General features: G+C 69.0%; 18 protein-coding genes and 1 pseudogene. 10 read left to right on the forward strand and 9 right to left on the reverse strand.

What is annotated here, in order from left to right; translation table 11 throughout:
* Positions 1–132: 132 nt before the first annotated feature.
* From WT16_RS28670 to WT16_RS28680, 3 genes and pseudogenes are all read right to left on the reverse strand, one after another.
* Positions 133–4,617 (reverse strand): DEAD/DEAH box helicase, encoded by a 4,485-nt coding sequence (locus tag WT16_RS28670; protein ID WP_063534781.1) that lies wholly within the window; start codon positions 4,615–4,617, stop codon positions 133–135.
* A 181-nt stretch (positions 4,618–4,798) separates the two neighbouring features.
* Positions 4,799–5,184: pseudogene (locus tag WT16_RS33275) on the reverse strand (hypothetical protein); the annotation flags it as partial.
* Positions 5,185–5,253: 69 nt separating this feature from the next.
* Positions 5,254–5,772: a metal-dependent hydrolase gene (locus WT16_RS28680; protein ID WP_006027071.1), complete on the reverse strand. Its 519-nt coding sequence runs from the start codon at positions 5,770–5,772 to the stop codon at positions 5,254–5,256.
* Between the two features lie 515 nt (positions 5,773–6,287).
* Between WT16_RS28680 and ggt the strand changes: the two genes are divergently transcribed.
* Positions 6,288–8,009: a gamma-glutamyltransferase gene (gene ggt / locus WT16_RS28685; protein ID WP_015602499.1), complete on the forward strand. Its 1,722-nt coding sequence runs from the start codon at positions 6,288–6,290 to the stop codon at positions 8,007–8,009.
* A gap of 74 nt (positions 8,010–8,083) precedes the next feature.
* On the opposite strand, the gene WT16_RS28690 is transcribed toward ggt, so the two are convergent.
* Complete coding sequence (locus WT16_RS28690; RefSeq protein ID WP_197486522.1) at positions 8,084–9,649, reverse strand: TolC family protein; 1,566 nt, start codon at positions 9,647–9,649, stop codon at positions 8,084–8,086.
* Between the two features lie 143 nt (positions 9,650–9,792).
* Here WT16_RS28690 and WT16_RS28695 point away from each other — a divergent pair, with 143 nt between their 5' ends.
* From WT16_RS28695 to ilvA, 8 genes are all read left to right on the forward strand, one after another.
* Complete coding sequence (locus WT16_RS28695) at positions 9,793–9,966, forward strand: hypothetical protein (RefSeq protein ID WP_009915194.1); 174 nt, start codon at positions 9,793–9,795, stop codon at positions 9,964–9,966.
* Between the two features lie 242 nt (positions 9,967–10,208).
* Positions 10,209–10,394, forward strand: a complete 186-nt coding sequence (locus WT16_RS28700) for a hypothetical protein (protein WP_015603767.1) — start codon at positions 10,209–10,211, stop codon at positions 10,392–10,394.
* A gap of 135 nt (positions 10,395–10,529) precedes the next feature.
* The gene (locus WT16_RS28705) at positions 10,530–12,653 is read left to right on the forward strand and encodes a peptidase domain-containing ABC transporter (RefSeq protein WP_015604065.1); all 2,124 of its coding nucleotides are present in this window, start codon (positions 10,530–10,532) and stop codon (positions 12,651–12,653) included.
* Positions 12,650–13,672, forward strand: a complete 1,023-nt coding sequence (locus WT16_RS28710; RefSeq protein ID WP_063534783.1) for a hypothetical protein — start codon at positions 12,650–12,652, stop codon at positions 13,670–13,672. Before WT16_RS28705 ends, WT16_RS28710 begins: the two co-directional genes overlap by 4 nt.
* Before the next feature lie 12 nt (positions 13,673–13,684).
* A complete protein-coding gene (locus WT16_RS28715; RefSeq protein ID WP_015602969.1) occupies positions 13,685–14,980 on the forward strand; it encodes an HlyD family efflux transporter periplasmic adaptor subunit in 1,296 nt (431 codons plus the stop codon).
* A 13-nt stretch (positions 14,981–14,993) separates the two neighbouring features.
* Positions 14,994–16,574 carry an OmpW family outer membrane protein gene (locus WT16_RS34185; protein ID WP_063534784.1) on the forward strand — a complete coding sequence of 527 codons (1,581 nt, stop codon included), beginning with the start codon at positions 14,994–14,996 and terminating at the stop codon, positions 16,572–16,574.
* Between the two features lie 160 nt (positions 16,575–16,734).
* Complete coding sequence (gene ppk2, locus WT16_RS28725) at positions 16,735–17,667, forward strand: polyphosphate kinase 2 (RefSeq protein ID WP_006027078.1); 933 nt, start codon at positions 16,735–16,737, stop codon at positions 17,665–17,667.
* Positions 17,668–17,942: 275 nt separating this feature from the next.
* The gene (ilvA, locus tag WT16_RS28730) at positions 17,943–19,502 is read left to right on the forward strand and encodes a threonine ammonia-lyase, biosynthetic (RefSeq protein WP_063534785.1); all 1,560 of its coding nucleotides are present in this window, start codon (positions 17,943–17,945) and stop codon (positions 19,500–19,502) included.
* 236 nt (positions 19,503–19,738) lie between these two features.
* Here ilvA and WT16_RS34190 read toward each other — a convergent pair whose 3' ends face one another.
* Positions 19,739–19,897 (reverse strand): hypothetical protein, encoded by a 159-nt coding sequence (locus WT16_RS34190; RefSeq protein ID WP_155246035.1) that lies wholly within the window; start codon positions 19,895–19,897, stop codon positions 19,739–19,741.
* A 46-nt stretch (positions 19,898–19,943) separates the two neighbouring features.
* Between WT16_RS34190 and WT16_RS28735 the strand changes: the two genes are divergently transcribed.
* Positions 19,944–21,212, forward strand: coding sequence for a divalent metal cation transporter (locus WT16_RS28735; protein WP_063534786.1), 1,269 nt, complete (start codon positions 19,944–19,946; stop codon positions 21,210–21,212).
* Positions 21,213–21,506: 294 nt separating this feature from the next.
* On the opposite strand, the gene WT16_RS28740 is transcribed toward WT16_RS28735, so the two are convergent.
* The 4 genes from WT16_RS28740 to WT16_RS28755 form a co-directional block, all read right to left on the reverse strand.
* A complete protein-coding gene (locus WT16_RS28740; protein WP_006027081.1) occupies positions 21,507–22,097 on the reverse strand; it encodes a YigZ family protein in 591 nt (196 codons plus the stop codon).
* Positions 22,098–22,198: 101 nt separating this feature from the next.
* The gene (locus WT16_RS28745) at positions 22,199–22,912 is read right to left on the reverse strand and encodes a DUF2894 domain-containing protein (protein ID WP_063534999.1); all 714 of its coding nucleotides are present in this window, start codon (positions 22,910–22,912) and stop codon (positions 22,199–22,201) included.
* Positions 22,905–23,552 carry an OmpA family protein gene (locus tag WT16_RS28750; protein WP_063534787.1) on the reverse strand — a complete coding sequence of 216 codons (648 nt, stop codon included), beginning with the start codon at positions 23,550–23,552 and terminating at the stop codon, positions 22,905–22,907. Before WT16_RS28750 ends, WT16_RS28745 begins: the two co-directional genes overlap by 8 nt.
* Positions 23,549–25,885, reverse strand: a complete 2,337-nt coding sequence (locus WT16_RS28755) for a DUF802 domain-containing protein (RefSeq protein WP_063534788.1) — start codon at positions 25,883–25,885, stop codon at positions 23,549–23,551. Before WT16_RS28755 ends, WT16_RS28750 begins: the two co-directional genes overlap by 4 nt.
* Position 25,886: the final 1 nt, after the last annotated feature.

Below are 25,886 nucleotides of genomic sequence, written 5' to 3' on the forward strand. Positions count from 1 at the left end.
GCGGCCGGGCGTGCCCGTCGACGATTGTTCGGGCGGAGCCCGGAAAACACTACTGACCAGTTCTGGTAGGGGCCGCGCCGAGCACGAGTCGATCGAGCATCGATGCAGAACCGCCGAACCCCGCGGCCCGCGTTACCGATGCCGCGCAAGCCTCGCGCGCGCGTCGTCCTGCCCGGCTGCGTCGAGCTCGCGCGCATAGACGAACTGCCCGCCGACGAGCGCGGCGATCGGCACGCCGTCGCGGAACAGGAGCCGGTTGCCCGCGAGCGCGGGCACGCGCTCGCCGGGCAGCAGCGTGCCTGTCAGATTGAGCGGATCGGCCCCGCTCACGCACAGCAGCAACCCTTCGGCCGGCCGACGGCGGAGCTCGCGCAGGATCGGGATCGCGTCGGGCAGCGCGAACTGCTCGCCCGCGAGGCCCGCGACGAAGCGGCCGCCGCGGATCTCGCCGCGCGCCTCGAGCCGCCGGTAGACGGGCAGCAGCTCGCGCCAGCCCGGCATCCATTCGGCCTCGCAGGCGAGGATGCGCCAGAACACGACGCCGTAGCGGCGCAGCAGCGTCCGCGCGACGTGCTCGAGCGCGGCGGGCGCGATCGCATGGCGGCCCGTCGGCGGCGGCGCCGCACGCATCGCGCGCGCGATGCGCGCATCGGCATCGGCGACGGATGCGCCGGAGCGGCGCGCGCTGCCGCCGGATGCGTCATCGTCGTCTTCATCAAAATCGAGCGGCGCGAGCGGCAGCCGCTGCACGAGCGCCCAGCGCCCCGCGTCGTCCATCCCGCCGATCAGCGCGCCGCCGCGCCGCACGCGCGACGACAGGTGCGCACTGCGCTGCGCGGCCGGCCGGATCAGCGCGCGCAGGCCCGCGAAGCTGTCCGCATTGACGAGGCCCGCCGCGACGAGCTCGCCGAGCGCGCGCTCGAGCTCGACGGGCAACAGGCGCGCGTGCGCGGTCAGCTCGTCGAAGAACATCGCGCCATACGCGGCGAGCGTCGCGCGCACGCGCTCGGCGCGCGCGGACAGCGCCGGCAGCGCGGCCGGATCGCGCAGCGCCTGCCAGACCGCGAGCTCGCGGCGCGGCAGCAGCACGACGGGCGTCGTCTTCACCGGCGCGCTCGCGGCCTTCGGCGGCGCGCCGAGCCGCGTCCACGTCAGCTTGCCGGCGCGGCACGGCTCGTCGAGGCCGCCTGTCACGTAGTCGGCGAGCCGCGCGGGCAGGATCTCGTCTTCCCACGCGCTCGCGGCCGCCTCGAAGCCTTCGAGCTGATGGACGACCGGCGCGAGCGCATCCACGCCCAAGCCGCGCGTATCGGGCGCGACGCGCTGCCAGTGGAACAGGAAGCGCATGAAATCCGCGAGCTCGACGGGCTCGATCTCGCGGCGCAGGCGCTTGACCGTATAGCGATGGATGCGCGCGAGCAGGTGCCGCTCGCACCATTCGTCGTCGCGCGCGCCCGGCGTGAAGCGTCCGCGCATCGCGTAGCCCTCGCGCTCGAGCGCGGCGAGCGCGATCGCGACCGACGCGGCGGGCAGCGCGAGCGGCGCGGCGAGCGCGTCGGCCGTGAGCGGGCCGAAGCCCGTGAGGCGTGCGCGGATCACGTCGACGAGCGCGGCGTCGCGCTCCCACGGCGCGTCGAAGCCGGGCGGCGGGGCAAGCGGCGGATCGGGCGCGACGTCCTCGCCGTACAGCGCGCGCATGCACGCGACGCGCTCGGCGGCAATCCACAGCCCGCGGCCGCCGGCGAGCGCGAGCCGCGCCGCGCGCCGGCCCGCCGCGAGCCGCGCGGCGCACGCGCGCCAGCCGTCGTGCGAATCGATTTCATCGTCGGCGACGCATGCTAGCCCGATGAGCGCGTCGTGCATCTCGTCGTCGTCGCGCACGAGCGGCCACGCCTCGTCGCGCACCGAGTCGATCGCGCCCGCGTCGAGCGCGCCGAGATCGTCGGCCGATTCCGGATCGGTCCAGCGCCGCGCGAGCACCGCTTGCGTGCGGCGCTCTTCGAGCGGCGCGTCGTCGAGGAACGCGTACGGCTTCGCGTTCAGGATCTCGGCCGCGAGCGGCGACGGCGCGCTCAGATCGCGCGCGACGAGCGCGACGCCGTCCGTCTCGATCCGCCGCAGCAGCGCGAGCCAGCCTTCGGTGTCCATCGCGTCGTGCAGGCAGTCGTCGAGCGTCTGGTCGACGAGCGGATGCTTCGGCACTTCGCGCTCGCCGACGATGTTCTCCGCGCATGCGACCTGATCGGGGAACACGGTCGCGAGCAGATCGTCGCTCCTCATCCGCTGCAGTTGCGGCGCGACCTTGCGGCCGCCCGCGAAGCGCGGCAGCGCGAGCGACGTCGTCGCGTTCCAGCGCCAGCGCGCGGTGAAGAGCGGCGCGTCGAGGAGCGCCTGGATCAGCACGTGCTCGGCGCTCGACGCGCGCAGGTAGCGCCACACCTCGTCGAGCGCGAAGCTGTGCGCGAGCGACAGCGAGAGGATCAGCGCGTCGTCGGTCGCGGCCGCCTGCAGCTCGAAGTTGAAGCTGCGGCAGAAGCGCTTGCGCAGCGCGAGGCCCCACGCGCGGTTGATCCGGCTGCCAAACGGCGAATGGATCACGAGCTGCATGCCGCCCGATTCGTCGAAGAAGCGCTCCATCACGAGCGTGTCCTGCGTCGGCAGCGCGCCGAGCGCCGCACGGGCGCGCGCGAGGTAGTCGGCGATCTGCCGCGCGGCCTCGGCGTCGATGCCGAGCTCGCCCGTCAGCCACGCGAGCACGGGCGCGAGGCGGCGCGGCGCGGGTGCGGCCGCGGGCGCGCCGGCCGCATCGCCGCGCGCAAGCAGCGCGTCGACCTGCGCGCGCAGCCGCGCGACGCCCGCCGACAGCTCGTCGCTGCGCGCGGGCGCCTCGCCGAGCCAGAACGGGATGTTCGGCGCCTGCCCGTGCGCATCCTCGACGCGCACGCGCCCCGTCTCGATCCGGATGATCCGGTACGACTGGTTGCCGAGCTGGAACACGTCGCCCGCGAGGCTCTCGACCGCAAAGTCCTCGTTGACGGTGCCGATGTTCACGCCTTGCGGCTCGAGCAGCACCGCGTAGTCGGCGTTGTCGGGGATCGTGCCGCCCGACGTGACGGCCGCGAGCCGCGCGCCGCGCCGCCCGCGCACCGTGTGCGCGACGACGTCGCGATGCAGGTACGCGGCGCGCGCGCCGCGCCGGCTCGTGAAGCCCTCGGCGAGCATCTTCAGCACGTCGTCGAACGTCTCGCGCGCGAGCGTCGCGTAGGGCGCGGCCTGCGTCACGCAGCGATAGAGCGCGTGCTCGTCCCATTCGCGGCAGGCGACTTCGGCGACGAGCTGCTGCGCGAGCACGTCGAGCGGCGCGCGCGGGATGCGCAGCAGATCGAGCTCGCCGCGCCGCACGCAGTCGAGGAGCGCCGCGCATTCGACGAGCTCGTCGCGCGACAGCGGAAAGAGCCGCCCCTTCGGCACGCCGCCGACGCGGTGCCCGGAGCGTCCGACGCGTTGCAGGAACGGCGCGATGCCGCGCGGCGAGCCGAGCTGGCAGACGAGGTCGACATCGCCGATGTCGATGCCGAGCTCGAGCGACGCGGTCGCGACGAGCAGCTTCAGCCTGCCGTGCTTCAGGCGCTGCTCGGCGTCGAAGCGGTGCTCCTTCGCGAGGCTGCCGTGGTGCGCGGCGATCGCGTCCGCGCCGAGCCGGTCCGCGAGATGGCGCGCCGCGCGCTCGGCCATCCGGCGCGTGTTGACGAACACGAGCGTCGTCCGGTGCGCGGCGGCCAGTTCCGCGATGCGGTCGTAGAGGCGTTCCCACACGTCGTTCGCCATCACCGGCCCGAGCGGAACGGGCGGCAATTCGAGCGCGAGATCGCGCGTGCGCGTGTGGCCGGTATCGACGATCGCGCAATCGAGCGGCGCGTCGCCGCGGCCGCCGACGAGAAAGCGCGCGACCGCCTCGACCGGCTTTTGCGTCGCGGACAACCCGATGCGCGGCAGCTTGCGGCCGACGAGCGCGTCGAGCCGCTCGAGCGACAGCGCGAGATGGCTGCCGCGCTTGGCTGTCGCGAGCGCGTGGATTTCGTCGACGATCACGGTGCGCGTGCTCGCGAGCATCCGCCGGCCCGATTCGGACGACAGCAGCACGTACAGCGATTCCGGGGTCGTGACGAGAATGTGCGGCGCGTGCTTGCGGTGCGCGACGCGCTCGGCCTGCGTGGTGTCGCCGGTGCGCACCGCGGTGCGGATCTGCGGCACGGGCAGCCCGCGCCGCGCAATCTCGGCGGCGATGCCGGCGAGCGGCACGTCGAGGTTGACGTGGATGTCGTTCGACAGCGCCTTCAGCGGCGACACGTAGACGACGAGCGTCTCGTCCGGCAGCGCGCCGTCGTGCGCGAGCGCGTCGCGCACGAGATCGTCGAGCGCGGACAGGAACGCGGTGAGCGTCTTGCCGGAGCCCGTCGGCGCGGCGACGAGCGTCGAGCGGCCGGCCTTGATGTGCGGCCACGCGAGCGCCTGCGCGGTGGTGGGCGCGGCGAACGTGCCGGAGAACCAGGCGGCGACGACGGGGTGGAACGCGCCGAGCGCGCCGGCGGCGGGGCGGGTGGGGGTGATGTCCATCGCTACCGTAAGTGAGGGCGGGCGCGGGCGTTGCAAGGCTCGGCCCGGCCCAGCGGGATAGTGTGCCAGACGCGCGGGCGGCCTGCAGGCGAAACGCAAACGGCGGCGCGTTGCACTGCGGCGCGCGGTAGGGGGATCGGAGCGATCGGCGCGGTGCGAGTCGCCGCCGCCCCGACAGCCGTCAGAACAGCCAGTTCCTCAGCGTGCCGACCGGGTCCGTGAACAGGCTCCCCGGATTGATGACGAGGAACTGGAGCGTCTCGATCGAGTGCGGAATGGCCACGATCGAATAGACGATGCGCGCCGCGACGAGCGCCACCGTCACCTGTGCCGCGCGCGCCCAGAATCGGCGGCCGGTGCGGGCGATGTGCTGCCTGGCCGCGCGCCAGACGCCGACGATCCACCAGACGTTGAGGAGGGACAGCGCAACGTCGGCGAGCGAATAGCCGCCGCGTCAGTGCCGGACGAAGGCGGAGGCGTCGTGATGTCGTCGGTCATGTTCTTGTGCGTTGTGTCACGGACGATCCGGCCCGATCGTCGAAGGGCGCGGCGAGGCCGCGTTCGCCATTATGCCGGCGGCCGCGGCGCAGGCCGGGCCGTATGTCGACGTCGGCCGGGCATGCCGTCTGCCGGGCGTCACACCGTGCGCAGCCAGCCGAGCCAGTGCGCGAGCGGCGCCGCGTGCCCCCACGCGGCCTGCGCGAGCCACAGCGCGCCCGCCCATGCGGCCGCGACGACGATCAGATCGCAGTGCCCGCTGTTCCACCAGTTCAGCGAATGGCGCTTCCACAGCCACGGCACGCCGAGCGGGTTCGGCCAGTCGGCGATCAGGTGGACGAGGCCGCCGCACGCGAAGCCGAAAAGCGGCGCCGCCCACCCGTGGCGATGGCCGAGCGACCGGTACGCGAAGACGAGCATTGCGACCCACGCGACGCCCCAGTGCGTGACGGTGCGATGCGTGACCCAGAGCCGCCGCGAGCGGCGCCACCACGCGAGTTCGAGCCAGTCGGGCGCGGTGCCGCCCGCGACGCCCGCCGCGAACGCGGCGAGGCTGTAGACGTGCCACGGTCCCGCCGCGCCCGCCTGCGCGACGAGCGCCGCGGCGACGAGCCCCGCGGCCCAGCCGCTCGCATGATGTGCTGCGTGTGATGCCATGCCGGTATTGCGTCGGCGTACCGCCGAAATCGAAAGGGGGCGCTATCTTCGCAGATTTGGCGCGCTGCGCGCAGCGGCGGGGAAGGAAAATTTTCGGCGCGGGTCGATGCGCTCGAACGAGTAGTTGCAAGCAGTGCGGCGCTCGTGTGATGCGTCAAGGCCACGGTCCATCCGGCCAACGCCGGCGTCGTGCCGGATGCAGGCATTCCGCGGTCGCACGATGCGCTGTCGTCGTCGAATTCTGCGATGCAACTAACCATGTTGATTCAAGCTGCATTGCTTCACGCGCCGTCACGATCCGGCGCCGTCGGTCCCGCCCCGACGGCCTCCGCGCGCCGCATGGCCGTCCGGCGTGAGTCGCCGCCATCCGGTGCGACGCGCTTCGCCCGCGTGCGGCCCGCCCGCCGGCGTGCCTACGAAACCCCATTTTTGTATACGCGCGCGGCCATGCTATAAGCCTATTCATCGAACTTTCGTGCCCCAATTAGCAAGGAGATCCAAATGGGAGACATGTCATGAACGCAACGAATCGCTTCAAGTCGACGGTGCTCGCCGCACTCATGAGCACGGCGGTCGCCGGCTTCCTGCCGAGCGCGCCCGCTCACGCGAAAGGCCCGCAGCAGCACGTCGTGCTGGACGGCTCGGCCGTCGCGGTCGCCGACAAATACAGCGCCGACGCGGCCGAGCAGATCTTCAAGCAGGGCGGCAACGCGGTCGACGCCGCGGTCGCGATCGCGTTCACGCTCGCCGTCACCTATCCGGAAGCGGGCAACATCGGCGGCGGCGGCTTCATGACCGTCTACATCGGCGGCAAGCCGTACTTCCTCGACTATCGCGAGCGCGCGCCGCTCGCCGCGACGAAGGACATGTATCTCGACAAGGACGGCAACGTCGTCAAGGGCATGAGCCTGTACGGCGATCGCGCGGTCGGCGTGCCGGGCACGGTGGCCGGGATGTGGGAAGTGCAGAAGCGCTTCGGCAAGCTGAAGTGGAAGCAGGTGCTCGCGCCCGCGGTCCGCTATGCGCGCGACGGCTTCATCGTCGACGAGCAGCTCGCGCAGCGCGGCGTCGACGCGTCGAAGGAGTTCGGCGGCAAGACGAACTTCGATCAATATTTCAGCGGCCTGAAGGCGGGCGCGAACTTCAGGCAGCCGGAGCTCGCGGCGGTGCTCGCGCGCATCGCGAACGACGGCGCGAAGGACTTCTACGACGGCAGGACGGCCGACCTGATCGCCGCGTCGATGAAGAAGGGCGGCGGCCTGATCACGAAGCAGGACCTGATTCAGTACAAGGCGGTGTGGCGCGAGCCGATCCAGGCGAGCTGGAACGGCTATCGCGTGATCACCGCGCCGCCGCCGAGCTCGGGCGGCATCGGCCTCGTCCAGTTGCTGAAGATGAAGGCGGACCGCAAGGCCGACTTCGACGGCGTCTCGCTCAATTCGCCGCAATATGTGCACCTGATCGCCGAGATCGAGAAGCGCGTGTTCGCCGATCGCGCGCAGTATCTCGGCGACCCGGACTTCTACAAGGTGCCCGTCGCGCAGCTCACCGGCGACGCGTACATCGCGAAGCGCGCGGCCGAGGTGAATCCGGAGAAGCCGTCCGACACGAAGAGCGTGCAGCCGGGCCTGGGCACGTCGATGCCGGAGAAGGCGGAGACGACGCACTTCTCGGTCGTCGACAAGTGGGGCAACGCGGTGTCGAACACGTACACGATCAACGGCTACTTCGGCTCGGGCGTCGTCGCCGAAGGCACGGGCATCGTGCTCAACGACGAGATGGACGACTTCTCCGCGAAGCCGGGCGTCGCGAACATGTTCGGCGTCGTCGGCAGCGACGCGAACGCGATCGAGCCGAGGAAGCGGCCGCTGTCGTCGATGTCGCCGACGATCCTGACGAAGGACGGCAAGGTCGCGCTCGTGATCGGCACGCCGGGCGGCTCGCGGATCTTCACGTCGATCTTCCAGGTGATCACGAACCTGTACGACTTCAGGATGCCGCTGAAGGACGCGGTCGGCGCGATGCGCTTTCACCATCAACTGCTGCCGCCGAACACGATCTTCTGGGAGCCGTACCACCCGATCGACGGCGATCTGGCGAAGGGCATCGAGGCGAAGGGCTACACGCTGAAGGGCCAGGATTTCAGCGGCGACATCCAGGCGATCCAGATCGACGGCAAGACGCCCGAGGCCGTGTCCGATCCGCGCGGCCGCGGCGTGTCGCGCGTGATCCAGTGAGCGCGCAGCGCCGCGATCGCTTCGCATCGTTGGACGTGGCAGCCGTTCATCGACGCACGTAGCGGCGCGGGCGCTCATTCGCTCTTCCGGTCCGTTTGCGCCGCATTGCTCGCGAGGAAGCTGTCGACCGCGACGAGCGACTGCTCGTCCAGCGTGCCGAGAATGCCCTTGAGCTTCAGTTGCAGCTTCAGCGCGTCGAGGTAGCTCTCGAACAGCTTCTGGCGGATGTTCGAGATGTCGGTGCGCAGGTTCAGCGTCTCGTAAGTCGTGCTGTAGCCCACCTGGTGCGCCTTCATCGACGAGTCGTACGCGAGCCGCGCCGCCTGCAGCGACTGCTGCAGCGCGCGGATTCGCGCGCCGATCGATTGCAGCGCCGCGAGCGTCTCGCGATGGTCGGTGCTCAGTTGCTGCTCGACTTCGCGCAGCCGGTTCTGGTACTGCGTCGCGACGTGGTCGGCCTCGATCTTCCGGTAGTGCACGCTGCCGCCCGAGAAGATCGGAATCGTCACCTGCACGCCGATCGCGCTCTGATGGAAGTCGTTCTTGTCGGTGAGGCCGCGCAGGTTCGGATTGAGGCCGCGCGAATACGTCGCGAACAGATCGACGGTCGGCAGGTGCTCCGCGTTGATGCGTTTCGACGCGAGCCGCGCGACGCGCAGGTCGCGGTACGCCTGCTGATACGACGGGTTGTCCTGAGGCTGGTAGTCGCCCGTCGGAATGCGCGGCGACACGCCGTGCATCGCGAGCCGCGGCCAGCGCGTGAAGTCGATCGCGGAGCCGAGCAGCGTCTCGTAGCGGGCGCGGCGCGCCTCGACGTCGGTGCGCGCGAGCGCCTCGTCCGATTGCGCGAGGCTTCTGCGCGCCTCGATCTCGGCCGTGTCGCCGATCGTCTTCATGCCGAGCTGCGCCATGCGGCGCGTGTCGCTCTCGAGGCGCGTGAGCGCGTCGACTTCGTCGTCGGCGAGCTGCAGTTTCTCGCGCGCGGACAGCAGATCGAAGCACGCGTTCGCGACGCGCATGATCAGCTCCTGCTTCGCGACTTCGAGCTGCTGCCGCGCGGATTCCTCGAATTCCTTCGCGCGGCTCATGTCGTACAGGTACGGCATGTTGAAGAGCGCCTGCGAGAGCTGCGCGGCGCCGTACGCGGCGGTGCTGTTGCCGCTCACGTCGATGCCGAACAGGTTCGCGTGCGTGCCGTAGCGGCCCCATTCGAGCTGCGCACTCACCTGCGGCAGCATCTGCGCGCGCGCCTGCGGAAACTTCTGCCGCGCGGCGTCGTATTCGGCGCGCGCCTGGAGGAATTTCGGATCGTTCGAGATCGCGTGCTGATAAGCGTCGTCGAGACAGAATGCGCGCGCCGATTCGGAACCGGTGCCGAGTGCGGCAAGCGCCGCGCAAACAGTAACGTAAGCCACATTGACGTGAAGCCGAAAGGATTTTGTCGTTAAGTGAAAACCCGCATGCCGAAATTTAGACGAGGCACCCAAATTCGCTGTTTCAAACATCTCCGTCTCCCTCTTCCGCCTTGTGTCAAGCGGTCTGCGACACAAATTAAACGTTTTAAATAATGAGTTGAAACGCATGCATCTTTTTGGTGAATTCCGGATCGTCAAAAATCTATATAAGACGCGGCCGGCCATCTTGTTTCTGTCTTGGGCGCATGATAGCCTGATTCCGGCTTGTAATCGCAGCGATAAAAAATAAACGTCGTTCGGTTATTTACGGCCATTGGCATTAATAGAGAAGTCTTGACGTCGTCTTTATTCTTTACGAGGAGATAGTTATGAAGGTCATGACGATGGAGCAGGCCAGGATGGTCAACGGTGGCGGCCCGATCAGCTCGCTGGGCACGCTGGCGGCGGCGTCCGGTCCGCTGTTCACGGCGCTCGGCCAGTTCATGCCGACGCTCGGCGGCTATCTGCAAGACCCGAAGAACTTCAATAGCAACGGCAAGTAAGCACTAGCCGTCGCATTCGCGCGGGGAGGCGCCCCCCGCGTAAAATCATCCGAAGTTCGAGCTGTAAAAACGGTAATCCGTGGCCAATCGAGATATAAAAACATTTATTCATTCGTTTTCGTTGGCAATCGGAGGAAATGATCAGGAGACAGTGATGTCGAGGCATCTCCGAATGGGGTCGTCCGCTCGGGCGGATGCGGATTCGGGTCGATGACATCGCTACCAGCGTAAAGGCCACCCCAATGCAAGCCATATCAGAACAGCAGGCCCGTGCGATCCGCGGCGGAGGCTCCGCATACGCCAACTCGGCCGCCTACACGGTTTCCCTTGCGAATCAGTCGATCGGTCCCGTCGTCAACGGGCTCCTGACCGAGTACCAGGCCCAGGCCGTCAACCAGTTCAAGATGGCGCTCGGCTCCGGCAACTGACGCCGGTTTCGCGCATCGTCTCCCGTCGCGTTCCGCACAGGCGGGGCGCGCGTTCACGCCGCGCTCGCGCGCAGGCCTCGGGCCAGATCGCGCCGCGCGCGGGCCGGCATTGTCGTGTCCAGCGATTCGCAAGCTATGTGGTTCAATACAAATAAAGTCAGGCCCATTCTTCAGGACGAGGTGACCGAGTGCGGTCTCGCGTGCCTTGCGATGATCGCGACCTGGCACGGCCGCGACACCACGTTGCGCACGCTGCGCAACCGGTATCCGGTCAGGATCGATTCCGGGCTGTCGTTCTTCGATCTGATGGAGATCGCGAACGACCTCGGGATGCGCGCGCGCGGGCTCCAGTTCGAAGCGAACGAGATCGACGCGCTGAAGCTGCCCTGCATCCTGCACTGGGGGATGAACCACTACGTCGTGCTGACGAAGGTCTGCTACGGCAGCGTGCACATCGTCGATCCGGCGCTCGGCGAGACGAGGCTGCCGCTCGCGCAGGCGCTCACGCAGATCACGGGCTACGCGCTCGAGCTCAATCCGGACATCGGCTTCAAGCATGTCGGCACGTCGGACAGGATCCGTCTGAGCGACTATCTGGTCGGCTTGACGGGCATCCGCAAGAGCATCCTGCTCGGCGTCGCGGGCGGCATCGCCGCGCAGTTGCTGCTGCTGCTCGGGCCGTCATACGTGCAACTGACGATCGACGAGGCGCTGAAGAAGACCGACGTCGACATCCTGTACCTGCTGACGATCCTGTTCGGCATCGTGTTCCTGTTCGACACGCTGTATGCGAACCTCGTCGGCAACATCAAGAGCTACCTGCGCAACATCGTGTCGCAGCAGTTGTCGTCGAACATGGTCGGGCATCTCGCGCGGCTGCCGATCGGCTATTACCTGTTCCACAACACGGGCGATTCGATCTCGCGCGTGTCGTCGGTGTCGGAAATCGGCCGCTTTCTCGTCGACGGGCTGATCGGCGGGCTGCTCAATATCTTCACGTGCGTCGTCACGCTCGTGCTGATGCTGTACTACAGCCCGGTGCTCGCCGGCATCAGCCTCGCGGGGATGGTGCTGTTCGCGCTGTCGCGGCTCGCGATCCAGCCGCAACTGCAGGATGCGATGTCGCAGATCCTCACGCGCGGCGCCGAGGCCGACGCGCTCCTCATCGAGAACATCCGCTCCGCGCATTCGATCAAGCTGCTGTCGTCGGAGACGGCGCGCAGCAGCCTGTGGGTGAACGCGTTCACGCAGAAGCTGCAGGCGGTGCGCCAGCAGGAGCGGCTGCAACTGCTGTTCGATGCGATCTCGAAGGGCATCGTCCACGTCGAGCAGCTCGTGATCGTCACGTACGGCGCGTGGCTCGTGATGCACGGCCAGAGCACGATCGGCATCATCTACGCATTCATCCAATACAAGAACCTGTTCGCCGACAAGTTCGTCGATTCGATCCAGCTCTACGTGCGGCGCAAGGTGCTGCAGGTTCACATGGACCGCGTCGCCGACGTGCTGCAGACCGAGACCGAGGAGCCCGCGCCCGACGCGCCGGTGCGCTCGATCGAGCATTTCGACGGCTCGCTGTCGATCCGTGCGCTGACGTACACACCGAAGGGCGGCCGCCGTGCGATTCTCGAAGACGTGAATCTCGACGTGCCGGCCGGCGCGAAGATTGCGATCGTCGGCCGCACCGGCAGCGGCAAGACGACGCTGCTGAACCTGATCTGCGGGCTGTACCAGCCGGCGCCCGGCTCGCTGTTCGTCGGCGGCGTCGATTTGTCCGAGGTGAACCTGAGACTCTACCGGAAGCACGTCGCGGCGGTCACGCAGTCGGATCAACTGTTCCGCGGCACGATCCGCGACAACATCACGAACTTCGCGCCCGCGCCGCGCCTGGGCGCGATGCACGAGGCCGCGCGCCTCGCGTGCATCGATCGCGACATCGACGTGCTCGACAACCGCTACGACACGCCGCTCGGCGACACGCAGAAATTCCTGTCGGCGGGCCAGATGCAGCGGCTGCTGATCGCGCGCGCGCTGTATTGCGAGCCGCGCCTGCTGATCCTCGACGAGTTCTCGTCGAACCTCGACCAGGCGACGACGCACGAAATCTGCCGCAACGTGCTGACGCTGCCGTGCACGATCGTGCTCGTCACGCACGATGCGTCGATCCTGTCGATGGTCGAGCGCATCTACGAAATGCGCGATGGCCGCCTGGCCGACATCACGCCCGCGCGGCAGCCGGAGCTGGAGGTGCAGAAATGACGCTGATGCGGCTTTTTCTCTTCAATGCATTCTCGTACTGCTTTTTCGTGCGGCGGGTGGTCAAGCGGGTCGCGCTCGGCCGCTCGCCCGAGCGCGGGCTCGGCATGATGCGCTGGTGCGCGGGCGTGTGCCTGCGCCTGTTTCCGTCGATCCGCGGCTCGATCGAGATGTCGGTGCGGCACATGCTGAGCGCGCACCTGAACGACGATCCCGCGCGCATTCGCGGCGTCGCCGACGGCATCGTGCGCGAGCTGTTCGAGGCCGAGGTCGCGGGGCTGATGCTGCGCTCGCACAGCATCGCGTCGATGAAGGCGCTGATCGACCGGATGGCATGCGAGGGCGAACCCGTGCTGCGCGCGGCGCTCGCGCGAGGCGGCCCGCTGATGCTCGCGGGGCTGCACTTCGGCAATCTGATGCTGTTCGTGTCGAAGCTGCGGCTGATGATTCCCGGCGACCGCAAGATGATGATCGTGATGCACAAGGACGCGCCGGGCGCGTTCTTCGACGACGCGCAGCGCCTCGTCGAAGAATACGGCGCGGGCAAGATCGAGCTGATCGACATCGAGCAGCGCGTGCATCTGCGCCGGCTCGTCACGGGCTTGCGCAAGGAGGCGCCCGTGTTCCTGCTGTTCTCCGACTTGCACGGCCGCTTCGGCAAGACCAACGCATGCCGGCTCGGCGGCCGCTGGGTGCGGCTCGCGGGCGGCGGCGTGAAGCTCGCGGTCGAGCACGACATTCCGGTGCTCGTGTCGTACGCGACGGGCGTGCCGTTTCGCGACGCGTGCAAAGTGCATTTCGTCGCGCTCGACGCGCGGCCCGTGTCGCGGATGCTCGGCGTCGCCGACGACGCGTCGCGCGTCGCGGCCACCCACCAGCGGATTGCCGACAAGCTCGAGGAAGCGCTCGTGAAGCAGCCCGAGCAATGGCACTTCTGGGAGCACTTCACGCCGTACCTGATGCCATCCCCGTTGCTCGAGCAGAATGCGCGCGCCGCCGCGCGGACGCTGCGCAGCGCCTGACGAGTTTCGCCCATGCCAATCTGGATGACCGCTCTGAGAGAGCAGAAGACGCCGCGCAAGCTCGCGCGCGGTACGACGTTCGGCACCGTGATCAACGGCGTCGTCGACGTGCCGATTTCGATGCGCTTTTTCTGCTATCTGTCGATCGCGATGTTCGCGATGTTCATCGTCGCGCTCGTGCGCCTCACGTATGCGAACACCGAGAACGTGATGGGGGTGCTCACGCCGCGCTCCGGGCTGATCGGCGTCGGCGCGCCGCCCGGATGGGCGGTGCGCGAGGTGTTCGTCGCGAAGGATCAGCACGTGAAGGCCGGGCAGAAGCTGTTGAGCGTCACGCGCGACACGAGCTTCGTGTCGCAGGCGAACAACGTGCAGGGGATGCGCGAATCGATCAAGCGGCAGCGCGTCGAGGTTGGCCAGCAGATCGACGCGGCGAAGCTCGAATACCAGTCGACGATCCAGCAGATCAATCAGCAGATCGCGGCGTTCGAGCAAAGCCGCGGGCTCATCGACAAGCAGCTCCAGGACCAGAAGCGGATCGTCTCCGAATACCAGGAGCGGCGCGACCGCGTGAAGCAGTTGCTCAACGAGCAGGTCGTCACGCTCGAGCAGTACAACCAGGTCAACACGCAATACCTGCAGGCGAGCCAGGCGTATCAGGACCTGATGCTGCGCCGGGCCGACCTCGTGAAGAACGCGATGAAGCTGCGCGGCGATCTGGAAACCGTGCAGAGCAAGTACGACGGTTCGAACGCCGAGCTGAAGATCAAGCAGGAAGAGCTGAACTCGAAGGAATACAACATCGACGAGAGCGTGAACCAGGCGCTCTACGCGCCCGCCGACGGCCAGATCGTGCGGCTCGACGTCGTGCAGGGCAGCGTGATCGATCCACCCGGCACGCGCGTCGTCGAGATCCTGCCCGCGAAGGCGGACGGGCTCATCGCCGAGCTGTACATCCCGTCGTCGAAGGCCGGCTTCGTCAAGCCGGGCCAGGAAGTGAAGCTCGCCTACGGCAGCTATCCGGTCGAGAAGTTCGGCACCTATCGCGGCAAGCTGCTGTCGGTGTCGCCCGTCGCGTTCACCGCGAAGGAGCTGAATCTGCCGGCCGACAACGGCGCGCCGCAGACCTACTTCAAGAGCTGGGTCGAGCTTGCCGAGCGCAGGCCCGCGTTCGAAGGCAAGGCGCTCGCGCTGAAGGCCGGCATGACGCTCAGGGCGGACATCGTGCTCGAGAAGCGCACGTTGCTCGAATGGCTGTTCGAACCGTTGTATCGGATCCGGCAGCGGATGTTCGGTACGCCCGCGTGACGGCTGATGCGTAATGGGTGACAAGCGGGGTGACAAGCGGGGTGACAAGCATCGTCGACGGCGACGTGCGCGCCGCGGCTGGCGCGCTCCGGTGTCCTGCTGGCTCGGCGCGACGCTGTTCGCATGCGCGTGGTCCGCGCACGCGCAGGACAGCGGCGCGGCGAGATGGCGCGACGGCGCGGACGGCATTGGCTTCTTTCCGGGCGGCGACGCGCCCGGATTCGACGCGAGCGCGTGGGGACCGGTGCCCGGCGACGCGCGCCGCCGGGCGGCGGACGCGGCGGCGGCCGATGCGGGGCGCGGCGCGGCGTCGAACGGTGGCGCGGCGCTGGACGGCGCGCCGGACGGGGCAGGCGTATCGGCGGCATCGAGCGCGTTCGCCTCGGACCCGAACGCGCCGCGCCCGCGCAAGCTCACCGAAGAGACGATCACGCTCGGCCAGCGCGCCGCTGCGGTCGCCGCCGCGCAGCGCGTGCGCGCCGAGGGCGACGACGGCATCGGCTTCGCCGACGCGCCCGGCGGGCCGCCAGCGGACGGCGCGGCGTCCGCCGACGCGTGCAACGGCGGCGGGTGCGCGTCCGGCGGCGGCGGCGACGACGGCGGCGGCGACAGCGCCGCGCCGCGCCGCCCGCCCGCTGGCGCGGCGCCGCGCTTCATCGCCGGCGTGCGCTACGACCGGATGCCGTACGAGCTGCACCCGATCGATCCGGAGCGGCTGCCCGACTTGCCGGAGGCGCAGGGGCCGACGCTTCTCGAGCAGTTGCGGGGCGACGACAGCAACATGATCGGGATCGGCTGGCACTACGTGCTGTCGACCGGGCGCTCGACGCCCGTGACGACGTCGACGGCGGCGCTCGGAATCGGCAGCTTCGTGAATCCGGGCTCCTCCGTGTCGATCAGCAACACGAACACGCCGGCGTTCACGTTCACGCATTTCTTCGGCGAGCACGTCGCGGCCGAGATCGTCGGCGGGATCCCGCCCGAGCTGACGATGCGCGGCCACGGCAGCATCGGGCTGCCGTTCGACAAGATCTTCCCCGGCGTGCAGGGGCGGCTGCCGCTCATCGACCTCGGCAACGCGCAGAGCAATCCGCTCGGCACGACGCGCGCGTGGCTCGCGTCGACCGTGTTCAAGTATTACCTCGGCAAGCGCGAGGACCGGCTCCGGCCGTACGTCGGGCTCGGCATCAGCTACACGCGCTTCACGAACACGAACCTGAACCCGGTGTTCGCACACAAGCTCGCGTCGCTCGGCGGCCTGCTGTCGGCGGGCATCTCGCTCGGCGATCTGCAATCGCTGCTCACCGATCCGGGCGCGTTTGATCGCCTGCTGCAGGCGGGCGCGAACCTGATCCTGCCGAACGGCGTGCGCGCGACGGCGAGCGTGAAGAGCGCGTGGACGCCCGTGTTCGTCGTCGGCGCGAACTATCAGCTCACGCGCCAGTTGTCGCTGTCGACCTCGCTGTCGTACATTCCGCTGAAGGCGGCGATCACGGTCAACATCAACGATACGAAGCGGATTCTCGCGTCGAACACGACGACGCTCACCACGAACGTGCTGCTCTGCACGTTGCTGCTCAATTACCGGTTCTGAACGGCGCGGCGCGCGATCGCGCCGGTATCGGCGGCGCGCGCGGTTCCTCGCCTTTCGCGGGCAATCGCCGGGCGGCACCGGCGCGCAGTCATTCCCCCGACATCCGAGCCTGCGATAATGTCCACGGAACGCGTCTGCGACGCGCAGCAAGGAGGCCGACATGGACATGAGCGAGAAGGACACGCGGCGCGACACCGCGCCGTTGCACGAGCGGCAGCGCCGCTTCGAGGAGGATCTCGTCGACGCGTATGACGAAGAGCTCGAAATGGAGTTCGACGATCGCCGCTTCGACGACGAGTCGCTCTTTTCCGCCGAGCGCCGCGAAGCGCGCAAGCGCTACTTCCGCGAGCTGTTCCGCATGCAGGGCGAGCTCGTGAAACTGCAGGACTGGGTCGTGAGCACGGGGCACCGGCTCATCGTGATCTTCGAGGGCCGCGACGCGGCGGGCAAGGGCGGCGCGATCAAGCGGATCACGCAGCGGCTGAATCCGCGCGTGTGCCGGGTCGCCGCGCTGCCCGCGCCGAGCAACCGCGAGCGCACGCAGTGGTACTTCCAGCGCTATGTCGCGCATCTGCCGGCGGGCGGCGAGATCGTGCTGTTCGACCGTAGCTGGTACAACCGCGCGGGCGTCGAGCGTGTGATGAACTTCTGCACCGACGCGGAATACGAAGAGTTCTTCCGCTCGGTGCCCGAGTTCGAGAAGATGCTCGCGCGCAGCGGGATCCAGATCGTCAAATACTGGTTTTCGATCACCGACGAAGAGCAGGAAGTCCGCTTCCAGAACCGCATCGAGGATCCGCTCAAGCAATGGAAGCTGAGCCCGATGGATCTCGAGAGCCGGCGCCGCTGGGAGGCGTACACGGCGGCGAAGGAGGAGATGCTGATGCGCACGCACATTCCCGAGGCGCCGTGGTGGGTCGTGCAGGCGGTCGACAAGAAGCGCGCGCGGCTGAACTGCATCCACCATCTGCTGAGCCTCGTGCCTTACTACGAGATCGAGCGCGATTCGGTGTATCTGCCGCAGCGCGAGCATCACGACGACTACATCCGGCGCCCGGTGCCGGGAGAGATGATCGTGCCGGAGATTTACTGAAGTCTTTTTCCGACGCGCGCCGGGCGGGATTGACAAACCGCGCGTACTCCCGCAAGCTTGCGCACATGAATATCCACGGCTTCCGCATTGCGCACATTATTCGCACCATTCATCGAATGGTGGGTTAGCGCGCATCCGAAAGCAGTCACAGCAACCCGCCCCGTGAGGCGGGTTTTTTGTTTCCGTCTCCCGGGCGGCCACTCCCAGGAGAGCCTGCCATGCAGTCAGACGATGCCGTCACGGAAACACCCGAAACGGAAACACACGAAACCCTCATGCCCGTCGCGTCCGCGACGATCGCGCCGAGCGCGGGCACCCTCGATGATTACCTGAAGCTGATCCTGACCGCGCGCGTCTACGACGTCGCGCGCGAGACGGCGCTCGAGCGCGCGGGAAACCTGTCGGCGCGCGTGCGCAACACGGTGTGGTTCAAGCGCGAGGACACGCAGCCGGTGTTCTCCTTCAAGATCCGCGGCGCGTACAACAAGATCGCGCATCTGTCCGCCGACGCGCTCGCGCGCGGCGTGATCACCGCGTCGGCGGGCAATCACGCGCAGGGCGTCGCGCTCGCGGCGGCGCGGCTGCGCGTGAAGGCGACGATCGTCGTGCCGCAGACGGCGCCGCGCGTGAAGGTCGACGCGGTGCGCGCGCACGGCGGGCCGACTGTCGAGGTGGTCCAGGCGGGCGAATCGTACAGCGACGCGTATGCGCACGCGCTGCGCATCCAGCAGCGCGAGGGGCTCGCGTTCATTCCGGCGTTCGACGATCCTTACGTGATCGCGGGCCAGGGCACGGTCGCGATGGAAATCCTGCGCCAGCATCAGGGGCCGATCCACGCGATCTTCGTGCCGATCGGCGGCGGCGGGCTCGCGGCGGGCGTCGCCGCGTACGTGAAGGCGGTGCGCCCCGAGATCAAGGTGATCGGCGTGCAGACCGACGATTCGTGCGCGATGAAGCAATCGCTCGCGGCGGGCAAGCGCGTCGAGCTCGCCGAGGTCGGGCTCTTCTCCGACGGCACCGCGGTCAAGCTCGTCGGCGAGGAGACGTTTCGCCTCTGCGCCGCGTATCTCGACGACGTCGTGACGGTCGACACCGACGCGCTTTGCGCGGCGATCAAGGACGTGTTCCAGGATACGCGCAGCGTGCTCGAGCCGGCGGGCTCGCTCGCGGTCGCGGGCGCGAAGCGATATGCGGAGCGCGAGGGGATCGAGGGCGAGACGCTCGTCGCGATCACGTCCGGCGCGAACATGAACTTCGACCGGATGCGCTTCGTCGCCGAGCGCGCCGAGGTGGGCGAGGCGCGCGAGGCCGTGTTCGCGGTGACGATCCCCGAGGAGCGCGGCAGCTTCAGGCGCTTCTGCTCGCTCGTCGGCGAGCGCAACGTGACCGAGTTCAACTACCGGATCGCCGATGCGCGATCGGCGCACATCTTCGTCGGCGTGCAGATCCGGCGGCGCGACGAAACGGACGAGATCGCGCGCAACTTCGCCGCGCACGGCTTCACGACCGTCGATCTGTCGGGCGACGAGCTGTCGAAGCAGCACATCCGCTACATGGTGGGCGGCCGCTCGCCGCTCGCGCACGACGAGCGGCTGTTCCGCTTCGAATTCCCGGAGCGGCCGGGCGCGCTGATGAAGTTCCTGTCGTCGATGGCGCCCGACTGGAACATCAGCTTGTTCCATTACCGCAATCAGGGCGGCGACGCGAGCTCGATTCTCGTCGGCCTGCAGGTGCCTCGGGCGGATCACGCGGCGTTCGACCGCTTTCTCGCGGCGCTCGGCTATCCGTATCGCGAGGAAACCGGCAATCCCGCCTATCGGCTGTTTCTCGGCTGACGTTCGCCGCCGGGCCGCCGGGCCGCCGCGCCGGGCGGCGGCGCGCTCATCGTGCGGACGTTGGCGCGGTCGCCGCGACGCGCGTGCAGCGCTGGGACGAGGCGGAGCCGCTGTCGCCCGTCGGCCGTGCGGGCGCGATCGCCGCGTACCGCGCGAGCGCGGATTCGGACGCGCGCCCGCGCGTGCGTGAGGCGATCCGCCGCAGCCGTTCGGCATCCGTTCGCTTACTTGAGCGCTTACCTGAGCTGGATGATGCCCCAGATCGCGATCAGCAGGCCCGCGCCGAAGCCGATGCCGAGCAGAATATAGGTTTCCATTTCGAATCCACGGATGAAGTGACGGTTGCGACCGGGGCGGCGCGATCGCGATTGGCGTGCGCCGCCCCGGTCCGGCACGCTACAATCGGCCGCCACATCCTACCGACGCAACCTTTCAGCAACCATGCCGGGCTCTTCCGTTCCGTCGAAATCGTCGAAATCGTCGAAATCGAACCTGCGCGCGCGCCTGCGATGGGCGGCGCTGTGGGGGCCGGGGCTCCTCGTCATGCTGGCCGACTGCGACGCCGGGAACGTCGTCGCCGCGGCGCAAGCCGGCGTGCAGTGGGGCGTCGGCCCGCTGTTGCTGCTGCTGGGCCTCGTGCCGTTGCTGTACATGATCCAGGAACTGACCGTGCGGCTCGGCATCTTTACCGGGCGCGGCCACGGCGAACTGATCCGCGCGCATTTCGGCGCGGGATGGGCGTGGCTGTCCGCGGCCGGCCTCGTCGTCGCGGTGCTCGGCTCGCTCGTGACCGAATTCACGGGCGTCGCGGGCGTCGGCGAGATGTTCGGCGTGCCGCGTTCGCTCAGCCTGCCGATCGCCGTCGCGCTGTTGATCGCGATCGTGATGACGGGCTCGCACAAGCGCGTCGACAAGGCGGCGATCGTGATCGGCGCGCTCGAGCTCACGTTCTTCGTCGTTGCGTGGAAGGCGCATCCGCAGTGGGGCGGGCTGCTGTCGAGCGCCGCGCGGCCGGCGTCGGCCGGCACGCCGGTCGGCTATCTTGCCGCCGCGCTGATCGGCGCGACGTTCAATCCGTGGATGGTCTTCTATCAGCAGGCGGCCGTCGCCGACCGGCGGCTCGGCCCCGACGACCATCGCGCGGCGCGCGCCGAGACGGCCGTGGGCGCCGTGCTCACGCAACTGTTGACGGGCGCGGTGCTCGTCGCCGCCGCGGCGACGCTCGCCGGCGACGGCGCGCCGCGTGCGCTCGGCAGCGTCGGCGAGATCGCGGCGGCGCTCGAAACGGTGGTCGGCCCGCACGCGGCGCGCGTGCTGTTCGGCGCGGGCGTGCTGGGCGCATCGATGGTCGCGGCGATCGTCTGCTCGCTGTCGCTTGCCTGGGGGCTCGGCGAAGTGGCCGGCTACGAGCGCTCGCTCGACGACAAGCCGACGCGCGCGCCGTGGTTCTATGGCATCTATGTCGCGTCGGTCGCGGGCTGCGCGGCGACCGTCTGGATCGCGCCCGACCTGGTGTCGCTGAACGTCGCGGCGCAAGTGGTCAACGCAGCGATGCTGCCGCTCGTCGCGGGCTTGCTCATCGCGCTCGCCGCGATCGCGTTGCCGCCGGCGCTGCGGCCGCGCGACGCCTATTTGTGGATGGTGTCGGCGGTGGCGGCGGCGGTGAGCCTCGCGGGGATCGTCGGCGCGGCCTCGGGCGTGATGTCGTGACGGCGGCGCGCGAGCGGCGATACGGCGGCGCGCGGGGTGACGCTTCGTCAAGGGCCGGTATCAGAAGCCGGACGGCAGAAGCCCGAGATCGAAGCCTGAAGCTCCGGTTCTGAAACTCGAAGCCCGAAATCCGGCGACTGCAGCCGCAAGCCGGACCGCAAAGCGCGCTCTGGAAAGCCGGAGCGCGAGAGGAACATGAGGAACGTGGCGCGGGCGGCAGCCATCCGTTTCGTGACGGCCGGGCGATGGTTCGTCGATTCGGCCGACGCGTGCCGTGCGCCGCCTTGCGCGGCGTCAGTCGACAGAAGGAAATCCGGCGCGCCCTTGCGTCAGGTCGAACAGCGTGTCGCGCGCGGCGTCGAGCGCGGTGGCGGGCAGCCGGATCACGAGCTTGACCGTCATCCCGTACGCGCTGTCGACGAGATCGTGCCCTTCCTGCTCGATCCAGCGGCGCACGCGCGCTTCGTCCGAATAGCCGAGCTCGACCGCGAGCCGTGCGTACGTGATCCGCTCGACGCGCTCGGCGTCGAGCAGCGCGGCGGCGATCGCGTCGGTGTACGCGCGCACGAGGCCGCCCGCGCCGAGCTTCACGCCGCCGAAGTAGCGCACGACCGCGCCGAGCACGCCGTCGAGGTCGTGATGGCGCAGCACTTCGAGAATCGGCCGGCCGGCGGTGCCGGACGGCTCGCCGTCGTCGGACATGCCCGACTGGCCGCCCGCGAGCAGCGCCCAGCAGACATGCGTCGCGGCCGGATGCTCGGCGCGCAGCCGCTGCAATTCGGCCATCGCCGCGTCGCGGTTCTCGACGGGGATCGCGTACGCGATGAAGCGGCTCTTGCGGATTTCGAGTTCGCGCGTATATGGGGCGGCGAGTGTGTAAGTCATGGGCGGTCTTGCGAAAAACGCATTGTATGCGACGTCGCGGCGCGATTTCGCGCGCAGGCAGGCGCCGCGCCCCGGCGGGCCGGCAGCCTGCGCGACATGCGCTAGCGCGATTTTTTCCGTGTGCTCTTCTTCGCGCCTGCGCCGCCGCCGCCGCCGGCGCTGCGCGCCGCTTCGTCGCCTGCCGCGGCTTCGTCGCCATTCATCTGCTGGAGCCACGACAGCGCATCGACGTAAGACAGGAACTGCCGCAGATACTCGGGCGACAGCTCGCGCATCAGCGACAGCGACCGGTGCACGAGGCTGCTCGAATTGAGCGGCCCGGCGTTCTTCGGCACCTGTTCGAGCGACGCGCGCAACTGGCTGTCCGCGCTGAGCTTCGACCAGGTTTCCCGGAAGTAGTCGAGCATCTCCGGTTCGGGGCGCAACGCGACGCGGGTGCGGCTTGCTGCCTGGCCGGCGTGACTTTCGGCAGGAACGCCGGCGTCGCGCCGCTCGTGGCTGCCGATGTAGTCGAGCAGCGCGGCGAGCGACCCGCGCGCGGGCCCGGCCGGCGACGCAGCCGGCGTTGGCGTCGAAGCCGAAGCCCCGTATTCGGCCCCATCCGCGTTCGATTCGGCGCGCCGAAGGTCGTCCGCGTAAGCGTCGATCAGCGCCGCCAGCCGCGCGTCCAGCAGCCGGCGCGCGTCGCCGCCGTGACCGGCCGTCCGCTGCCGCAGTGCGTCGATGAAGCGAAAGCGCATGGGGTCGAGCCGGTCGGCGCCGCGCGCGCGCCATGCGTCGAGCGTGTGCTGCGCGCGCGCCGCGACGTCATTCACGATGTTCACCGTCGCCTGTCGTCCGCCGCGGCACCGGCGCGATTTCCACGCGCCGGTTCTTCGCGCGTCCCGCGTCGTCCGAATTCGGGCTCACCGGCTGCTCGGAGCCGAACGCGGCCGCGAACACCGATGCCGCCGGCACGCCTTCGTCGATGAACGCACGTGTCACCGTCAGCGCGCGCTTCGCCGACAATTCCCAGTTGTCGGCGAAGCGGCGGTTGCCCGTGCGCACCTGCAGGTCGTCCGCGAAGCCGCTCACCATCAGGATCTCGTGATTCGCGTCGAGATACGCCGCGAGCGGCCCGGCGAGGCTTTTCAGCAGATCGCGTCCCGAGGGCTGCAATTCGTCGGAATTCAACGCGAACAGCACGCTGCCGCTGATGCCGATGCGCCCGTTGACGAGCGTCACGCGCCCCGCCGCGAGCGGGCCCGCCAGCGCCTGCTCGAGCGTCTTGCGGCGCTGCGATTCCAATTGCCGCTGCCTGACCTCGGCGTCGAGCTTCGACGACAGCTCCAACTGCACGCCGATCACGCCGACCAGGATCAGCACGAACGCGCCGAGCAGCACCGACATCAGGTCGCCGAACGCGGCCCAGATCGGCGCGGTCTGTTCGACGCCGCCGTCGATTTCGTCGCTCATGCTGCTTCGGCTCCGACGGACGCGCGCTCACCGGCAACGCGCTGCAGCTCTTCGATGATCTGCTTTTGCGACATCATGCTCAGGTCGATGACCTCGCGCGCCTGCGCGACGTAATACGCGAGCTGCTCGTCGCTGCGGGCGAGCGACTTGTCGAGCGCGGCCTCGATGCGTTGCAGATGCGCGACGAGCGTGTCGTTCGATTCGCCGAACGACTGGACGGCCGCGCCGAACGCGTCGCCGAGGCTCGCGACCTCGATCGCGCTGCCCGTGACCTGCGCGGCGACCGCGCCGAGCTTGCCGGTCTCGGCGTCGACCTTGTCCGTGAACTGCGCGCCCACGCGCTGCAGCAGATCCGAGCTCGTCGCGACGAGCGCGTCGACGGCCGCGCGCTGCTCGGTCGACGCGTGATTGACCGCGTCGAGCAGGGTTTCGAGCGTCGCGAGCATCCGGCCGCGCTCTTCGAGCATCGCGGTGTCGCGGACCATGCTGTCGGAGAGCTTCTGGCGCAGCTCGGCGACGACTTCGGCCGCGGCCTTCGGCGCTTCCGACGCGGCCTGCACGAGCCGCGAGATCTCGGCGATCATGTCGCTCGCGTGCGCTTGCGTGTGGGCCGAGATGTCGTGGGCGGCTTGCGCGAGCGCGTCGCAGATCGCCTGCTGATGGTTCGCGGCGTGCGCGCTCGCTTGCTCCCACTCCGCGCCGAGCTTCGCGGCGATCGACGCGAGCGAAGCGGTCCATGCGGTCAGGCGTTGTTGATCGCGCGCTTCGAGCGTCGTCTGCAAATTCGAATGCGATTCGCCCATCGAGCGCAGCAGCGAAGCGGCGTGCTGTTCGAACGCCGCGGCTTGGGTCGAGATATCGCGCGAGGTTTGCGCGAGCGCGTCGCAGATCGACTGCTGACGGTTTGCAGCGTGCGCGCTCGCTTGCTCCCATTCCGTGCCGAGCTTCGCGGCGATCGACGCGAGCGAAGCGGTCCATGCGGTCAGACGTTGCTCGTCGCGCGACGCGAGTTGCGTTTGCAGGTCCGCATGCGACTCGCCGATCGTGCGCAGCAGCGCCGCCGAGTGCCGCTCGAACGTCGCGGCGGCCGTCTCCAGCGCCTGCCGGTTGCGCTCGGCGTGCGTCTCGTTCGCTTGCTCCTGCTGCGCGAGCGCGGCGCGCCACGCCGCGGCCGCGCCGCTCGCCGTCGCGTCGAAGCGCGCCGAGACGCCGTCCAGCAAGTCCGCCGAGCGCCGATCGAACGATTCGGCGAAACGGTCGACCGATCCGTGCAGGCGCTCCGCGAGCGCGTCGCTCGAACGCTGATGCTCGGCGAGCGCATCGCGCCAGACGCTCGCGACGTTGGCCGCCGTCGTTTCGAAGCCGGCCGACAGCCCGTCGAGCTGCCGCTCCACCGCGCGCGTGACGGCGTCGTGCAGCGCGGACGTCTCGCGCGCGAGAGCGGCCATCGTGGTCTCCATGACGGGTTGCAGCGCCGATCCGGCGACGCGCGCGCTTTCCGCGACGCTGTCCTTCAGCGACTGCCCGATCGACGAAGCGAGACGCGCGTACGTTTCCTCGGCCTTGCCGAGAAACGCCTGCTGGCTGGCGATCTGCCGTTCGGCCGATGCGGCGCTCTGCTGCTCGAGCGCCCTCATCATCGTCTGCAGCCGGTCGACGAGCGCCGGCATCATGTCGGCTTGCCGCTGCAGGAGCCTGAAGGTTTCGCCGCGCTGATGCGCGTGCGAATGGGTGCGCAGCGTCGTCGCGATCTTCGCGTCGAGCGCTTGCGCGGCGTCGAGCCGCTCGCGCCGGCAAAGCGCCGACAGCAAACCCAGCATCGCCGACGTCGCCACGCCCGCAATCGACGTGCCGAACGCGAACCCGAGCCCCTTCACGGGCGAGGCGAGCGACGCGCGGATCGCCTGCAGGTCCGTCGCGCTTTCGAGCGCCGCGCCGGTGCCTCTAAGGGTCATCACCATCCCGACGAGCGTGCCCAGCATGCCGAGCAGCACGAGCAGGCCGACCAGATACGGCGTCAGCGCTGGGCCCGGCAGCGCGACGCGCTCGCCCTCGATGCGCACGCGCACTGCGTGGCGCAGGCTCGGATGCAGCCGCTCGAGCCACGCGCCGAGCGCGGACGGCGGCTCGGACAGCTCGGCGACCGCGCGCGCGAGCGTCGACGTGGCCTGCTGGTAGCGGCGCAATTCGAGCGCGCCGGCGAGATAGCAGGCCGCGATCACGAGTGTGACGGCGAGCGCGACGGGATTCGAGACGGCATAGCCGGCGCCGATCCAGCAGACCGCGGCGAGGCCGGCGAAAAAGACGACGAGGTGAAGGTGAAATCTGGACATG

This window comes from Burkholderia sp. MSMB1589WGS, from assembly GCF_001636105.1.
Lineage (GTDB): Bacteria > Pseudomonadota > Gammaproteobacteria > Burkholderiales > Burkholderiaceae > Burkholderia > Burkholderia humptydooensis.

Coding starts and splice junctions, on each gene's coding strand:
- ilvA (WP_063534785.1), top strand. CDS start 17,943: ATGCCCGTCGCGTCCGCGACGATCGCGCCGAGCGCGGGCACCCTCGAT.
- WT16_RS28680 (WP_006027071.1), bottom strand. CDS start 5,772: ATGGCATCACACGCAGCACATCATGCGAGCGGCTGGGCCGCGGGGCTC.
- WT16_RS28705 (WP_015604065.1), top strand. CDS start 10,530: ATGTGGTTCAATACAAATAAAGTCAGGCCCATTCTTCAGGACGAGGTG.
- WT16_RS34185 (WP_063534784.1), top strand. CDS start 14,994: ATGGGTGACAAGCGGGGTGACAAGCGGGGTGACAAGCATCGTCGACGG.
- WT16_RS28690 (WP_197486522.1), bottom strand. CDS start 9,649: ATGGCCGGCCGCGTCTTATATAGATTTTTGACGATCCGGAATTCACCA.
- WT16_RS28670 (WP_063534781.1), bottom strand. CDS start 4,617: ATGGACATCACCCCCACCCGCCCCGCCGCCGGCGCGCTCGGCGCGTTC.
- WT16_RS28715 (WP_015602969.1), top strand. CDS start 13,685: ATGCCAATCTGGATGACCGCTCTGAGAGAGCAGAAGACGCCGCGCAAG.
- WT16_RS28710 (WP_063534783.1), top strand. CDS start 12,650: ATGACGCTGATGCGGCTTTTTCTCTTCAATGCATTCTCGTACTGCTTT.
- WT16_RS28700 (WP_015603767.1), top strand. CDS start 10,209: ATGCAAGCCATATCAGAACAGCAGGCCCGTGCGATCCGCGGCGGAGGC.
- ggt (WP_015602499.1), top strand. CDS start 6,288: ATGAACGCAACGAATCGCTTCAAGTCGACGGTGCTCGCCGCACTCATG.
- WT16_RS28755 (WP_063534788.1), bottom strand. CDS start 25,885: ATGTCCAGATTTCACCTTCACCTCGTCGTCTTTTTCGCCGGCCTCGCC.
- WT16_RS28735 (WP_063534786.1), top strand. CDS start 19,944: ATGCCGGGCTCTTCCGTTCCGTCGAAATCGTCGAAATCGTCGAAATCG.
- WT16_RS28750 (WP_063534787.1), bottom strand. CDS start 23,552: ATGAGCGACGAAATCGACGGCGGCGTCGAACAGACCGCGCCGATCTGG.
- WT16_RS28740 (WP_006027081.1), bottom strand. CDS start 22,097: ATGACTTACACACTCGCCGCCCCATATACGCGCGAACTCGAAATCCGC.
- WT16_RS28695 (WP_009915194.1), top strand. CDS start 9,793: ATGAAGGTCATGACGATGGAGCAGGCCAGGATGGTCAACGGTGGCGGC.
- ppk2 (WP_006027078.1), top strand. CDS start 16,735: ATGGACATGAGCGAGAAGGACACGCGGCGCGACACCGCGCCGTTGCAC.